At 65.3% G+C, this 13,414-nt stretch carries 10 protein-coding genes; 3 read left to right on the forward strand and 7 right to left on the reverse strand.

Going from position 1 to position 13,414, the window contains the following annotated elements; genetic code table 11:
- Nucleotides 1–66: 66 nt before the first annotated feature.
- From OPV09_RS25205 to ybaK, 6 genes are all read right to left on the reverse strand, one after another.
- Nucleotides 67–1,728, reverse strand: coding sequence for a GDYXXLXY domain-containing protein (locus OPV09_RS25205; RefSeq protein WP_338679669.1), 1,662 nt, complete (start codon nucleotides 1,726–1,728; stop codon nucleotides 67–69).
- Nucleotides 1,725–2,684 carry a DUF2157 domain-containing protein gene (locus OPV09_RS25210; protein WP_219327861.1) on the reverse strand — a complete coding sequence of 320 codons (960 nt, stop codon included), beginning with the start codon at nucleotides 2,682–2,684 and terminating at the stop codon, nucleotides 1,725–1,727. The genes OPV09_RS25205 and OPV09_RS25210 overlap by 4 nt, the downstream gene beginning before the upstream one ends.
- 39 nt (nucleotides 2,685–2,723) lie before the next feature.
- Nucleotides 2,724–3,014 (reverse strand): DUF427 domain-containing protein, encoded by a 291-nt coding sequence (locus tag OPV09_RS25215; RefSeq protein ID WP_219327862.1) that lies wholly within the window; start codon nucleotides 3,012–3,014, stop codon nucleotides 2,724–2,726.
- Between the two features lie 70 nt (nucleotides 3,015–3,084).
- A complete protein-coding gene (locus OPV09_RS25220) occupies nucleotides 3,085–3,756 on the reverse strand; it encodes a DsbA family oxidoreductase (protein ID WP_338679670.1) in 672 nt (223 codons plus the stop codon).
- An 89-nt stretch (nucleotides 3,757–3,845) separates the two neighbouring features.
- Complete coding sequence (plsY, locus tag OPV09_RS25225; RefSeq protein WP_235194155.1) at nucleotides 3,846–4,490, reverse strand: glycerol-3-phosphate 1-O-acyltransferase PlsY; 645 nt, start codon at nucleotides 4,488–4,490, stop codon at nucleotides 3,846–3,848.
- 97 nt (nucleotides 4,491–4,587) lie between these two features.
- Nucleotides 4,588–5,079, reverse strand: a complete 492-nt coding sequence (gene ybaK, locus OPV09_RS25230; RefSeq protein WP_338679671.1) for a Cys-tRNA(Pro) deacylase — start codon at nucleotides 5,077–5,079, stop codon at nucleotides 4,588–4,590.
- A gap of 37 nt (nucleotides 5,080–5,116) precedes the next feature.
- Between ybaK and OPV09_RS25235 the strand changes: the two genes are divergently transcribed.
- Nucleotides 5,117–6,088, forward strand: a complete 972-nt coding sequence (locus tag OPV09_RS25235; RefSeq protein ID WP_338679672.1) for an endonuclease/exonuclease/phosphatase family protein — start codon at nucleotides 5,117–5,119, stop codon at nucleotides 6,086–6,088.
- Between the two features lie 4 nt (nucleotides 6,089–6,092).
- Here OPV09_RS25235 and OPV09_RS25240 read toward each other — a convergent pair whose 3' ends face one another.
- The gene (locus OPV09_RS25240) at nucleotides 6,093–8,627 is read right to left on the reverse strand and encodes a sensor domain-containing protein (protein WP_338679673.1); all 2,535 of its coding nucleotides are present in this window, start codon (nucleotides 8,625–8,627) and stop codon (nucleotides 6,093–6,095) included.
- A 392-nt stretch (nucleotides 8,628–9,019) separates the two neighbouring features.
- On the opposite strand from OPV09_RS25240, the gene OPV09_RS25245 reads away from it, so the two are divergent.
- Nucleotides 9,020–10,258, forward strand: a complete 1,239-nt coding sequence (locus OPV09_RS25245) for an efflux RND transporter periplasmic adaptor subunit (protein ID WP_338679674.1) — start codon at nucleotides 9,020–9,022, stop codon at nucleotides 10,256–10,258.
- 3 nt (nucleotides 10,259–10,261) lie between these two features.
- Nucleotides 10,262–13,378: an efflux RND transporter permease subunit gene (locus OPV09_RS25250; protein ID WP_338679675.1), complete on the forward strand. Its 3,117-nt coding sequence runs from the start codon at nucleotides 10,262–10,264 to the stop codon at nucleotides 13,376–13,378.
- Nucleotides 13,379–13,414 lie beyond the last annotated feature (36 nt).

Below are 13,414 nucleotides of genomic sequence, written 5' to 3' on the forward strand. Positions count from 1 at the left end.
AAGGCTGGGGTCGTACCCTCAGGTTACGACCCCGGATTCTGCCATTGGATTTGTTCAATCAAGCGGCTACAGCGCCTGTAAATCTTCCCCGCGCATGCCCACCAGCAAGGCGCGGCCATCGGGCAGCACGCGGAACTCGCCATAGCGCGCCTTTTCCCAGCGCGCCGCCTCGCCTTCCTTGAAGAACCAGGCATCGCTGACCAGCACCCAGTTCCCATCCTTCGGCGTCAGCTCGAGCAGGAATTCGCCGGGCGCCAGCGCCTCTTTGGTGTAGGGGCGCAGCAGTTCCGCCACGCCGCGCGCATCGCGCCTGGCCACGACGAAAGGCCGGCCGGGCGCCCGCTCCACGCTGGCCAACGTGCTCAGCACACCCAGGTTGACGAAATTGAGGCGCATGTAGTCGCCCTGCATCAGCGAGCGGGGATCGACCGGTTCCAGCGCCACGAAGATTGCTTCCCCCTTGGCAATCAGCTGCTCTTTTTGCCAGATGCCGCCATTGGCGACCAACAACACCAGCAGCAATCCGCCCAGCACGCCCAGGCGCAAGAAGCGGCGTTCGACCGCCACGCCCGCCGGTTTGCTTTCCACCAGGTGCAGCACGGCGCCGCGCGTGGCCAGCCACGACAGGGCGCACAGCACGGCGCCCGCGATCGCCAGCAGCGCCGCCTTGCTGGCCAGCGGCCAGGCCAGCTGGTAATAAAAGCTGCCGATGATCCACGCCGCCGCCAGCACGGCCGCCACGGCCACGCGCGAGCGCCCGCTCGTCACGCAATACGCAAGGATCAGCAGCACGGGCCCCAGCCCCGGCATGAACCACGCCAGCACGATCAGCACCAGCGCCACGCCGATGGCGGGCAACTGGCGCAGCGCCGGCCAGCGCCACCCCGTCCAGGCAGCAGCCGCCGCGGCCAGCACGAGCGACACGCCATTCAAGGCCTGCGCATACCAGGCAATACCCTGGTGCCGGGTCACTTCGCGCGCCACTTCGCCGGCAAAGCCACCGCCCAAGGCACCGCCCAGCATGAAGGTCATGCCCGACCAGAAGACCAGCCCCAGCAAGATCGCCAATACCCACCCCGTCGACAGCGATTCCAGGAAGGCGGCGACGGGCGCGCCGCGGCCATCATTGAACGCTTGCTTCTGCAGCCAGTGGGCGGCCAGCCACAGTGCCAGGGCCAGCATCCAGGCCAGATACAGTTGTGTGGGATCGTTCTCGAAAATCCAGTCGCGCGTGCTATCGACGATACCCAGCCCCAGCAAGCCGCAGGCGACCAGTCCCAGCAGCACGCGCAGCCAGTCGCGCGGCAAGGCGGCGGCCACCACCAGGCACGCCAGGCACAGCAGCAGCGACGCCGTCTGCGTGGAATAGTCGCGGTACAGGGCATAGCCGAGCAAGCCGCCGCCCACGAGCAGGCAGGGCACGGCCAGTTGTTCGACGAACAGCGCCACGCCGCGCGTGCGGATCAGCAGCACGGCCACGACCAGCACGATGGCGGCCACGACATACGCGCCGGGACCGTGGCGCACGATGCTTTCCAGGCCCACGCCCAGCGCAATCATCAGGGGAATGGCGGCCAGCCAGGCGCCGAATGCCGTCATCAGCACCAGCGGCCACGGCCGAACATCCTGCACGGGGCGGGTGGCGTTGGGCGGCAACAGGCCCGCGCGCGTGGCGTCGTCGATCAGGGTGGCGAGCGCATCGGTTCGTTGAGTATTGATATTGCTCATGCCGCCTCCCGGCGCGTGCGCCACAGGATGCCTTGCACGGTCAGCGCCAGCAGCACGGCGGCCAGCAAGCCCAGCACGGTCAGCGCGCCGACGCCATCGCCATGGCCGTTGAACAGCACGTGCGTCAGGCCGCCCACCAGCAAGGTGTTGATACCGAGCGCCACGGCGCTCAGGCCGAACACGTCAAAGAACCGGCCGGTGGCCAGCAGGACGCCGGCGACGAGCAGCAAGCCCAGTCCGGCCCAGTACGGCGATTCGATCTCATTGCCGAACAGGGCGCTGACGGCCGTGCCCGTGATGAGGATGGTGGCCAGCACCAGGCCCAGGCGCAGGGCCCAGCTGCCCGCGCCCGTCCAGCGCGCCAGCAGGGGCGAGACAAACGCACAGGCAAGCAGCACGGCCAGCCAGCCGCTGAGGAAAATGCTCAGGTCGGACGAATCGATGCGCCAGCTATGGCGCACGTGGGCCTGCATCCACAGCGTGACGGCCGTCGACAGTACCAGCATCCACGGCGTCCACAGCACGTCGCTGCGCGCGACAAAACACAGGGGCAAGGCCAGCACGGCCCACAGGGCGAACAGCTGCCATGGATCGGCGCCCGTCTGGTAGGTCTGGCCGAAATACGCGAACAGGCCGCCGATGGCCAGCAAGGCCAGCAACAACAAGGGAACGCGCGCCTTGGGCACGGCAAACGCGCCCACGCAGGCGGCGGCAAACATGCCTTGCAGCAGGGCAAAGCGGCCCATGCGGCCGAAGTCTTCCCAATTGGCGGCCACCCAGCAGATCAGGCCCATGCCCAGCAAGGCGGCCCCCAGCACGGCCACGCCGCGCGGCAGCCAGTGGGCCAGGCGCGCCGGTTCGCGCTGGAAACCGGCCACTTCCTGCAACTGCCGGGTTTGTTGGGCATCGAGCGCATGGGCCGAGGCGAGTTGGTACACGGCGAGGCGTAAATCCATCGTCTGCTTTCTATTGATTTTTAGTATGGAAAGAAAGTGTCAGCGCTCGACGCTGACGCCGCGCCAGAAGGCGACGTGGCCAGCAATTTGCTTGGCGGCATCCTTGGGCTGGGGGTAATACCAGGCCGCGTTGGCATTGACCTGGCCGTCGACGACGAGGTCGTAATAGCTGGCCGTGCCCTTCCACGGGCAGATGCTCGTGTGGCTGCTGGGACGCAGGTAGTCCTGCGTCACGGCCGACAAAGGAAAATATATATTGTTTTCAACGACTTGCACCTGCGCATCGGTCGCTTGCGCGATGACGGCGCCATTCCAGCGGGCTGTTGGCATTTGGCTATCCTCCTTCACTGCGGAGTGTAGCCGAAATTAACCGTCATGGCGCGCGCCATTGGCGCCTGGTTCAGGCGCCGGCGATGATCTGGCGCAAGGCTTGCTCGAACACCTCAGGCGGCTGGCCGCCGGAAATCAAATGGCGCTCGTTGATGATGACGGCCGGCACCGAGTTGATGCCGTTCTGCTGGTAGAACTGTTCCTGCGCGCGCACCTCGTCCGCATAGGCGCCGGATGCCAGGACGTCGGCCGCTTTCGCGGTGTCCAGCCCCACTTTGCCGGCCACGGCCAGCAGCACCTCGTGCGAGGATGGATCCTGGCCTTGGGTGAAGTAGGCATCGAACAGCGCCATCTTGAGTTCCTTCTGGCGCCCTTCCAGAGCGGCCCAGTGCAGCAGACGGTGGGCGTCAAACGTGTTGTAGATGCGGCCGCGCTTGTCCATGGCGAAGGTAAAGCCCAGCTGCTCGCCGCGCGCGCGGATCGCTTCGCGCGACTGCGCCATCTGTTCCGGGGTGGAACCGTATTTGCGGGCGATGTGTTCGCCGACATCCTCGCCTTCGGGCGGCATGTTGGCGTTCAGCTCGAAAGGCTGGAAGTGGATGTCGGCCTGGACGGTGTCTTGCAGCTTGTCCAGCGCCTGCTCCAGCGATTTCAGGCCGACCACGCACCAGGGGCAGGAAACGTCGGAAACGAAATCGATACGGACGGGAGTGGGTGTGGCGGAGGAGGTAGAAACAGTCATGGTGGGCAGCCTTTGCGCGAGTCGGTGGCGGCCGCACCGCGCGGCGCCGCAAGGTTGGGGTCAGACCCGGCGGGTCTGACCCCGGCATTTTACTTTTTCTTGACGGGCGCCTTGGCCGCATCCTTCTTGCCGCCGATCTTGCTTTCCTTGCCAGAGAGCAAGTTCGCGATATTCTGGCTGTGGCGGTAAGCGAGCAGCACGCTCATGACGATGACGGACAGCAAGATGGGATCGACGCCGAACAGCAAGCCATAGTAAAACGGCGCGAACAGGGCCGCCACCAGCGCTGCCAGCGAAGAATAGCGAAACGCGTAGGCGATGATCAGCCAGGTGGCCAGAGTCGCCAGGCCCAGCCATGGATTGATGCCCAGCAGCACGCCGAGGGCCGTCGCCACGCCCTTGCCGCCGACGAAGCGGAAGAACACGGGCCACAGATGGCCGAGGAAGACGGCGATGGCCACCAGGGCCACGGCCGTGTCGCCCACGCCCAGCGCGCCGGCAAAGTGGTCGGCCAGGAACACGGCCAGCCAGCCCTTGGCACCATCGCCCAGCAGGGTCATGATGGCGGCGCCTTTGTTGCCGCTGCGCAGCACGTTGGTGGCGCCCGGATTTTTCGAGCCATAGGTGCGCGGATCGGCAATGCCGTAGACCTTGCTCATCACCACGGCAAACGATATCGAGCCGAGCAAGTAAGCGGCCACTGTCATTGCCACGGTTGTGATTACTGGATTCATTTCTTCCCTTTATTGTGTTTATTACACCAGCATCGAGGCTGGCGCAGCAGAATATACACCAGCACCCCGCCTACGGACAGGGCGGGGACTGGTTTTCTTAATCCTGCAAGGCGCACTGCACCGGCTTGGCTTGCAGCAAGTCAACAAGCACCTGTGGCGCCAACGAGACGAGGAAACCGCGCCGTCCGCCATTGATGTAGATGCGCGGCAAGTCCAGGATCGACGCTTCCACGTACACGGGCATGGTCTTCTTCGTGCCGAACGGCGAGGTGCCGCCGATCATGTAGCCGGAATGGCGCTGCGCCACGTCGGGCTTGCACGGCTCGACGGATTTGCAGCCGATGCCGCGCGCCAGGTTCTTGGTCGACACCTTGCAATCGCCATGCATGAGCACGATCAGCGGCTTGGCCGCCTCGTCCTGCATCACCAGGGTCTTGATCACATCGTGCTCGGGCACGCCAAGTTCGCGCGCCGACACGCTGGTGCCGCCGTGCTCTTCGTACGGATACGGGTGTTCTTCGAAGGAAACTTGATGCTTGCGCAGCAACTGCGTCGCCTGGGTTTCGGAAATATGCTCTTTTTTAGCCATGCGTGATACGCTGATCGTTCAGTGAGGAGTGCTAATTATGCAGGAAGAAATCCGCTTTGCCACATTCAATGTCTGCAACCTTGCCCCCGCCGGGGCGAAATTGTATGACAACCTAGAACCGTTGAGCCCGGCGCAATACGCAGCCAAGGCGGAGTGGACGGCGCGGCAGATCGACCTGCTCGACGCCGACGTGATCGGATTCCAGGAAATTTTCTCGCAAGCGGCCCTGCGTGACGTCCTGTCGCGCACGCGCCATTACCGCGAAGCCACCGTGGCCGGTTACGACGCAATGGATATTGCCGGACGCATGCTGCCCACGGTGGCGCTCGTGTCGCGCTTGCCCCTGGTGGGCGCCGGTGTGGCCTGGGCGGATTTTCCCGCCGGCGTGAGCGTCTCCGCCGAGGACAACGCCTGCCGCTTCGCCCGCGCGCCCCTGCACGTCCAGGTCATCTTGCCTGGCGGACAGCTCACGGACGTGGTCGTCGTGCACTTGAAATCGCGCCGGCCCGACTACCGCCATGGCGACGGCAACGATGCGGCCGCTTACGCGCTGGCCAACCTGCGCTCGCTGCAGCGGCGCGGCGCGGAAGCCGTGGCCCTGCGCGTGCTGGCAAGCGAACTGGGCCATAGCGGCCGTCCCCGCATCGTGCTGGGCGACTTCAACGACATCGCCAATGCCGTCACCACGGCCATCGTCATGGGCGCGGGCGCGCCGTGCGAACCGCATGGTGACATGCCGGAAATGCGCGCGCGCCTGTACGACGCCAACGCCATCCAGCTGCGCCAGGATGCCTTGCGCCACGTGGGCTACACGAATATCCACGACAGCGCCTACATGACGATCGACCACATCCTCGTGTCCGAACATTTTCATCCGGCCTCGCCGCGCGCCATCGGCGTGCTGCAGGAAGTGACGTATCTCAACGATCATTTGCTGCTGGGCCTGCCGCACGCATCCGACCATGGCCAGGTGCTGGCGCGCATCAGGCTGCTGGGAAATGTCCACTAATTAACTAATGCAGCAACCTCGCCAGCGCGCTGCCCTCGACTTGCGCGCTGGCAAAGCGCCCCTGGTATTGCTGGCAGCCCTGCCCCCGCAGATACGCGAGTTGCTGCGCCGTTTCCACGCCTTCGGCGATCACCGTCAATTGCAGCTCGCGCGCCATGGCGATGATGGTGGCGGCGACCGCCGTGTCGGACTCGCCCGCCGCGCCGTCCGCGGCGGCGGGCAGGAACGAGGGGTCGATCTTGAGTTTGTCCACCGGGTAATGGCGCAGATTGGCCAGGCGCGAATAGCCGGTGCCGAAGTCGTCGATGGCCAGTCTGGCGCCCAGCGCACGCAACTGCGCCAGCACGCCGGCCAGGCGCGCGCCGCCCTTCATCAGCAAGGCCTCCGTCACTTCCAGTTCCAGGCTGGCGGCAGGCAAACCGGACACGGCCAGCGCTTCTTGTACGCTAAGCAATAAATTATTATGCATGCATTGCGCCGGCGACAGATTCACGGCCACTCTCCAGGCATGGCCCGCATCGTGCCAGGCGCGTGCGCGCAGGCAGGCGTGGCGCAGCACCCAGTTGCCGATCGACACCATCAAGCCGCATTCCTCGGCCACGGCGATGAAGCGCTCGGGCGGCAGCACGCCCAATTGCGGGTGGCGCCAGCGCAGCAGCGCTTCCGCGCCGAGGATCTGCCCGCTGGCCACATCGAGCGCGGGCTGGAACTCGAGCACGAATTCATCACGGCCCAATGCCTCGCGCAAGCCTTGCTCCAGGCTGGCCCGCTCGACGATTTGCGCATTCATTTCGGCATTGAAAAACTGGAAATTGTTACGCCCGTTCTCCTTCGCGTGGTACATGGCGATGTCGGCGTTGTGCACGAGGGTATCGATGCCGTCGCCATCGCTGGGAAAGATGGCCACGCCGATCGAGGTCGACACGTGCAGTTCATATTCGCCCAGCTGGTACACCTGCGTCACGGCATGCAGCAGGCTGGCCGCCACGTGGGCCACCTGGTCGATGCCGCCCACCTCGGCCAGGATAATGACAAACTCGTCGCCGCCATGCCGGCTGACCGTATCGACGCCGCGCACGCAGCGCACGAGGCGCCGTGCCACTTCCTTAAGCAGCAAGTCGCCCACGTGGTGGCCCATGCTGTCGTTGATGTGCTTGAAGTGGTCGAGGTCCAGGTACAGGATGGCCAGCATGCTCAGCTTGCGCCGCGCGGCCGCCAGCGCCAGCGACAGCCGGTCCAGCAGCAGCACGCGGTTCGGCAAGTCGGTGAGGAAATCGTGCTCGGCCAGGTGACGCGTGTGCTCCTCGTTTTTCTTGCGCTCGCTGATGTCGCTGAGGATGGCCAGGTAATTGCTTAATTGCCCCTGCGGGTCGCGGATGGCCGTCAGCGACAGCCAGGCCGGGTAGCGCCCGCCCGCCTTGCGCTGGCCCAGGATGTCGCCTTGCCAATAGCCGTTCGCCTCGACCTCATCCCACACGTGGTCGAAAAACGCGGGCGCGTCCGGCTCCACGCCGTGCAACACAAAAGGCTTGCCCAGCATATCGTCCAGGCTATAGCCGCTGATCTCGCTGTACGCGGGGTTCATGCTGACGACGCGCTGCTGCGGATCCATCACGACGATGGCTTCGCGCGCATGTTCGACCACCTGTGCCGACAGGTACAGGGCCCGCTCGGCCAGTTTGCGCGAAGAAATATCGCGGATCACGGCATAAAACAGATAGGTGTGGTCGAGCGTGACGGATGTGAGCAGCACTTCTCCCCAGAACAGCTCGCCGGTGCACGTCTGATAGCGCCAGTCGTAGCGGCAGTTGCCGTCGGCATGGGCTTGCGCCGCCAGCTGCGTGCCGCGCAACGAGGACAATGCGCCATCGGGCTGGCGCAAGGGCGAAAAGTCGCTGAGGCGGCGCCCCAGCAATCGTGGCCGGTCTTCGCATTGAAACAGGGCAATGGCGGCCGGATTCGCTTCGGCGATATGTTCGTCGCGCAGCAGCAGGATGGCGTCGGCCGATTTCTCGTACAACTGGCGGAAATTGTCGCCCATTAGCAACAAGGCGCCCTGCGCGGCGCCGTCGTGGCCGCCGGCCGTGATATCGACATCGACACAGACTACTTGCCGCACACGCCCGGATTGGATGACGGGAAACACGGTGGAGCAGATGCAGCGCGGCGCGGCTCCGTCGGCAGCGAGCTTCCACAGGCGCGTACTGCGCGCCTTGCCGCTTTCCCACACGGCTGCCAGTTCGCCCGCCGCCGCCTCGGCCACGCTGGCGGCGCCGGGCAGCGCGGCGGCCACTGTGGCCCAAGGCTGGCCCAGCGCCAATTCGGCCGCCACGCCATACAGGCGCGCAGCCCCAGCGCTCCAGTAGCGCACCATGCCGTCGCGGTCGATGCCGCGTACGGCCAGGCCGGGTGCCTGTTCGATCGCGGTAACAATGATCGACAGCAAATCGAGCGCCTTGCCGGCCGGCCCCGCCTGCGGTTCGGCCGCGGCCAGCAAACGGCCCGGCGACGGGGCGGCTCCGGCAATCCGATCAGACATCAGGCCCCCTGTGGCGCGGCCGCGCGGCAACCGGCAGGCGTATGGCCTGTCCGGTGGCGCAACCATCCCGACCATTCTTGCGCGCCGGCGAATCGGCTTCTTGAGGATGCGCAAGCATCGTGACGCGCATGGCGCGCATGCTGGCCGTGGTCTCCGGTCGCCGTTTTTTGCATTCCAGCCCCGATTTTGTGCAATCTGTCGCACAGCGATGGCGGCCCGGCTTGAATCTTCCTAAAGTGGCAACATGCGCATCGCCGTGAACGGCCGCAGCGGCAGGCGTGCTGTCTGCGGCCGCCACGGTGATGCGCTACCCGAATTCCCCCGGCCTGCCGCAGGCCGGCCGCACCGAGACCTGGCGCCGAACCCCTGCGCCGCTCCTGACTAAAAAACCTATGAAAAACGAGACCCTGCCCCCCGCCTCCCCCCTTGCCGCCACGCGCCGCCGGCGCTGGCGCACGCCCGTCTTGATCCTCGTCGTGCTGGGCCTGGCCGGCGGCGGCTGGACGGTGATGCAGTCGAAGCAGCAAGCCGCCAAGGCGGCCGAGCAGCAGGCGAGCAAGAAGAAGGAGCAGGAAAAGACGCCCGTGCATGAACTGGCGCAGGGCGACGTGGCCGCCATCGATGCGCGCGCCCTCAGTATCAGCCTGCCCCTGTCCGGCTCGCTGGCGCCCGTGACCCAGGCCACCATCAAGGCCAAGGTTTCCGGCGTGATCGAGGCAACGACCTTGCAGGAAGGCCAGCACGTAGCCAATGGGCAAATCCTCGTGCGCCTGGATGCGGCCGACCAGCGCGCCCGCCTGACGCAGCAGCAAGCCATGCTCGACGAAGCGCAGGCGCGCCTGTCGATGGCCAGCAAGAATGAAGCGAACAGCCAGGCGCTGCTCAAGCAAAAATACATTTCGCAGACGGCTTACGACACGACGCAAAACTCCGTCGACCTGGCGCGCGCCAACGTCAAGTCCGCCGCCGCCATGCTCGACATCGCCCGCATCGCGCTGGCCGACACGGTGATACGCGCACCGATGGCCGGCATCGTCAGCAAGCGCCACCTGCAGGCCGGCGAAAAAGTCTCGCCCGACATGCCCGTCTACACCATCGTCAACCTGGCCCAGCTGACCCTGGAAGCACCCGTGCCCAGCGCGGAAATCCCCCGCATCAAGCTGGGCCAGGACGTGCACTTCAAGGTCGACGGCTTCGGCGCGCGCGACTTCGCCGGCAAGGTCACGCGCATCAACCCCACCACCGAGAGCGGCTCGCGCGCCATGCTCGTCTACATCGCCGTCGACAATGGCGATGGCGCGCTGCGCGGCGGCATGTTCGCCAAGGGCAGCATCGTCACCGAGCGCTCGCCCGTGGCGCCGCTCGTGCCCCTGACGGCCGTGCGCAATGAAAAACAGGGCCCCGTCGTGTATGCGCTGGTCAACAACAAGGTCGTCGCCCAGCCCGTCACCCTGGGCTTGCGCAATGAAGATGAAGGCTATGCGGAAGTGACATCGGGCCTGGTGCCGGGCGCGAAAGTCATCGTCGCCAAGCTCGATGGCGTGAAACCTGGCCACGGCGTGACCTTCGCCGCGCCCGCCGCCGCTCCCGCTCCCGCCGCGCCGGCAGCCGTGCTGGCACGGAAGGACTGAGCCATGTGGATGACCAAAGTCAGTATTCAAAATCCCGTCTTCGCCACCATGGTCATGGTGGCGCTGGTAGTACTGGGCATCTTCTCCTACCGTGGCCTGGGCGTGGAGAGCATGCCCAGCGTGCAGTTCCCGTTCGCCGCCATTGAAGTGAACTACCCGGGCGCCTCGCCCGAAGCCGTGGAAAACGACATCACGCGCCCCATCGAGGACGCCGTCAACACCGTCAGCGGCATCAAGACCATCCGTGCCAACTCGTGGGAAGGACGCGCCGGCGTCTACCTGGAATTCGAGCTGTCGACGAATATGGACAAGGCCATGCAGGACTTGCGCGACAAGGTGGCCCTGGTGCGCCCGCGCTTCCCGAAAGAAGCCAAGGACCCGTTCATCGCCCGCGCCGAGGGCGACAACGAGCGCCCCATCGCCACCATCGTGCTGACCTCCACCGGACATGACCTGCGCGCGCTGTCGACCATGACGGAGCAGATCATCAGCAAGCGCTTCCAGGGCGTGGCCGGCGTGGGGCAAGTCAAGCTGCGCGGCTTGCGCGCGCGCCAGATCCTCATCAGCATGAAGCCGATCGAGCTCAATGCCCAGGGCATCGGCGTCGATGAAGTGATCCGCGCCATCCAGGCCACGAATACGAATTTGCCGGCCGGCTCCATCAGCCATGGCGCGGCCGAGCAATTGGTGCGCGTGGAAGGCAAGATCAAGGATGCGCGCGAATTCGGCAAGATCATCGTCGCGCGCCGCGCCGTCGGCCCCGTCTACCTGGACCAGGTAGCCACCGTCGTCGACGGCGAGCAGGAAGAACTGTCGATCTCGCGCATGAACGGCCAGCAGGCCGTGACCATGGAAATCACCAAGGTGCAGGATGCCAACGTAGTCGAAGTGGGCACCGGCATCCTGAAAGTGGCGGCGGACCTGCAAAAGACCCTGCCGCCCGATATCACCCTGCGCGTGCTCGACGACGAATCGGAGCGCGTGCAAAGCCAGCTCAATAACGTCAAGCGCACCATCATCGAAGGCGCCGTGCTGACCATGGTGATCGTCTTCCTGTTCCTGCACTCGTGGCGCTCGACCATCATCACGGGATTGACCCTGCCGATCTCCGTGCTGGCCAGCTTCATCGCCATGAAGGCCTTCGGTTTTACCCTGAACTTTTTGACCCTGATGGCGCTGTCCCTGTGCATTGGCCTCTTGATCGATGACGCCATCGTCGTGCGCGAAAACATCGTGCGCCACCTGGGCATGGGCAAGAACCACTACAAGGCGGCCAACGACGGCACCAATGAAATCGGCCTGGCCGTGATGGCCACCACATTCGCCATCGTCGCCGTGTTCGTGCCCGTCGCCTTCATGGACGGCATCATCGGCCGCTTCTTCCTGCAGTTCGGCATCACCGTGGCCGTCGCCGTGCTCGTGTCGCTGTTCGTCAGCTTCACGCTCGACCCCATGCTGTCGTCCGTCTGGCGCGACCCCGTCAAGGACCGCTTCAAGTACGTGCCGTGGCTGGGCCGCTTCATGGCCTGGATCGAGACGGGCATCGACCGTCTGCACGTCTGGTATGGCAAGGTGCTGGCGCTGGCCCTGCGCTGGCGCAAGACGACCCTGGCCACGGCCGTGGCCCTGTTCGCGGGCAGCCTGATGCTCGTGCCCATGATCGGCGGCGAGATGTTCCCCGAGACGGACCAGGGCTGGGTCAACCTGCGCTTCAAGACGCCCGTCGGCTCCAGCCTCGAATACACGGATAGCAAAGTGCGCCAGATCGAAACGGCCCTGAAGGAATTCCCCGAGATCGACAGCCTGGTGGCCAATATCGGCACGCCCGATGGACGCAATGCGGCCGAGGTGAACCTGAAGCTGACGGACATCAAGACGCACAAGCGCCGCTCGCAGCAGGAACTGGAAAAACTGATCCGCGAGCGCCTGGCGCCGATTGCCGGCATCACCCTGTCCGTCGGCCAGCGTCCCATCTTCATCGCCATCCTCGGCACGGACGAAGGCAAGCTCGATGCGGTGGCGCACACGCTGATGGACAAGATGCGCAACATCAAGGGCCTGGCCGACATGGAATACAGCCAGGAAGGCGCCAATCCGTCGACCACCGTGAAGATCAATAACGAACTGGCCAGCGACCTGGGATTGTCGGTGCAGCAGATCGGCAATGCCCTGCGCCCGTTTGTCGCCGGCGACACGGTCAGCCACTGGCTGGCGTCCGACGGACAGAACTACGACGTCAACGTGCAGCTGCCCAAGTCGGGCCGGCAAAAGGTGGCCGACCTGGCCGACCTGTCGCTGGCGTCGAGCAAGCTTGACGCGAACGGCAAGCCCGTCATGATTCCGCTGCGCCAGGTGGTCGACTTCGTGCCGTCATCGAGCCCGCAAGTGCTCAAACGCCAGGCCTTGCAGCGCCGCGTCGCGATCTATGCGGGCGTGCAGGGCCGTCCCGCCGGCGACGTCGACGCCGATGTGCAAAAGGCGATGCAATCGATCGACCTGCCGCCGGGCGTGCGCTTCGACGTGGCCGGCAATGCGCAGCAGATGGCCGAAACCATGGGCGGCGCGATGATGGCGCTGGGGATCGCCGTGATCTTCATCTACCTGGTGCTGGCCTCGCAATTCGGCAGCTTTTTGCAGCCGATCGCCATCATGGTGTCCCTGCCGCTCTCCTTGATCGGCGTGCTGGCTGCATTGCTCATTACGGGCAGCACCTTGAACATCTTCTCCGTGATCGGCTTCATCATGCTCATGGGCCTCGTCACCAAGAATGCGATTCTGCTGGTCGACTTCACCAACCAGCGCCAGCGCGAAGGTCTGGGGCAGTTCGAGGCGCTGATGGAAGCGGGCCAAGTGCGGCTGCGCCCCATCCTGATGACGACCCTGGCGATGGTCTTCGGCATGCTGCCGATGGCCATCGGCATGGGCGACGGCGGCGAATCGCAGGCGCCGATGGGCCGCGCCGTCATCGGCGGCGTGATCACTTCGACCTTGCTGACCCTGGTGGTGGTGCCCGTCGCCTACACCTACCTCGATAGCCTGGGCAAGCGCGCCGCGCGCTTCTTTGGCGGCGGCGAGCATGCCCACGCCGATGCCGACGACGCCAAGGCACACGCCCACTGATCCACCGGTCGCCTTCACCGTCCCCGCATTTGCGGG

It is taken from the genome of Janthinobacterium sp. TB1-E2 (assembly GCF_036885605.1).
Classification (GTDB): Bacteria; Pseudomonadota; Gammaproteobacteria; order Burkholderiales; family Burkholderiaceae_D; genus Janthinobacterium; species Janthinobacterium aestuarii.

Bases quoted from the DNA above. Each gene is read 5' to 3' on its own strand.
- ybaK (WP_338679671.1), bottom strand. From the start codon at position 5,079: ATGGCTAAAAAAGAGCATATTTCCGAAACCCAGGCGACGCAGTTGCTG.
- OPV09_RS25205 (WP_338679669.1), bottom strand. From the start codon at position 1,728: ATGAGCAATATCAATACTCAACGAACCGATGCGCTCGCCACCCTGATC.
- OPV09_RS25210 (WP_219327861.1), bottom strand. From the start codon at position 2,684: ATGGATTTACGCCTCGCCGTGTACCAACTCGCCTCGGCCCATGCGCTC.
- OPV09_RS25245 (WP_338679674.1), top strand. From the start codon at position 9,020: ATGAAAAACGAGACCCTGCCCCCCGCCTCCCCCCTTGCCGCCACGCGC.
- OPV09_RS25220 (WP_338679670.1), bottom strand. From the start codon at position 3,756: ATGACTGTTTCTACCTCCTCCGCCACACCCACTCCCGTCCGTATCGAT.
- OPV09_RS25235 (WP_338679672.1), top strand. From the start codon at position 5,117: ATGCAGGAAGAAATCCGCTTTGCCACATTCAATGTCTGCAACCTTGCC.
- OPV09_RS25250 (WP_338679675.1), top strand. From the start codon at position 10,262: ATGTGGATGACCAAAGTCAGTATTCAAAATCCCGTCTTCGCCACCATG.
- plsY (WP_235194155.1), bottom strand. From the start codon at position 4,490: ATGAATCCAGTAATCACAACCGTGGCAATGACAGTGGCCGCTTACTTG.
- OPV09_RS25215 (WP_219327862.1), bottom strand. From the start codon at position 3,014: ATGCCAACAGCCCGCTGGAATGGCGCCGTCATCGCGCAAGCGACCGAT.
- OPV09_RS25240 (WP_338679673.1), bottom strand. From the start codon at position 8,627: ATGTCTGATCGGATTGCCGGAGCCGCCCCGTCGCCGGGCCGTTTGCTG.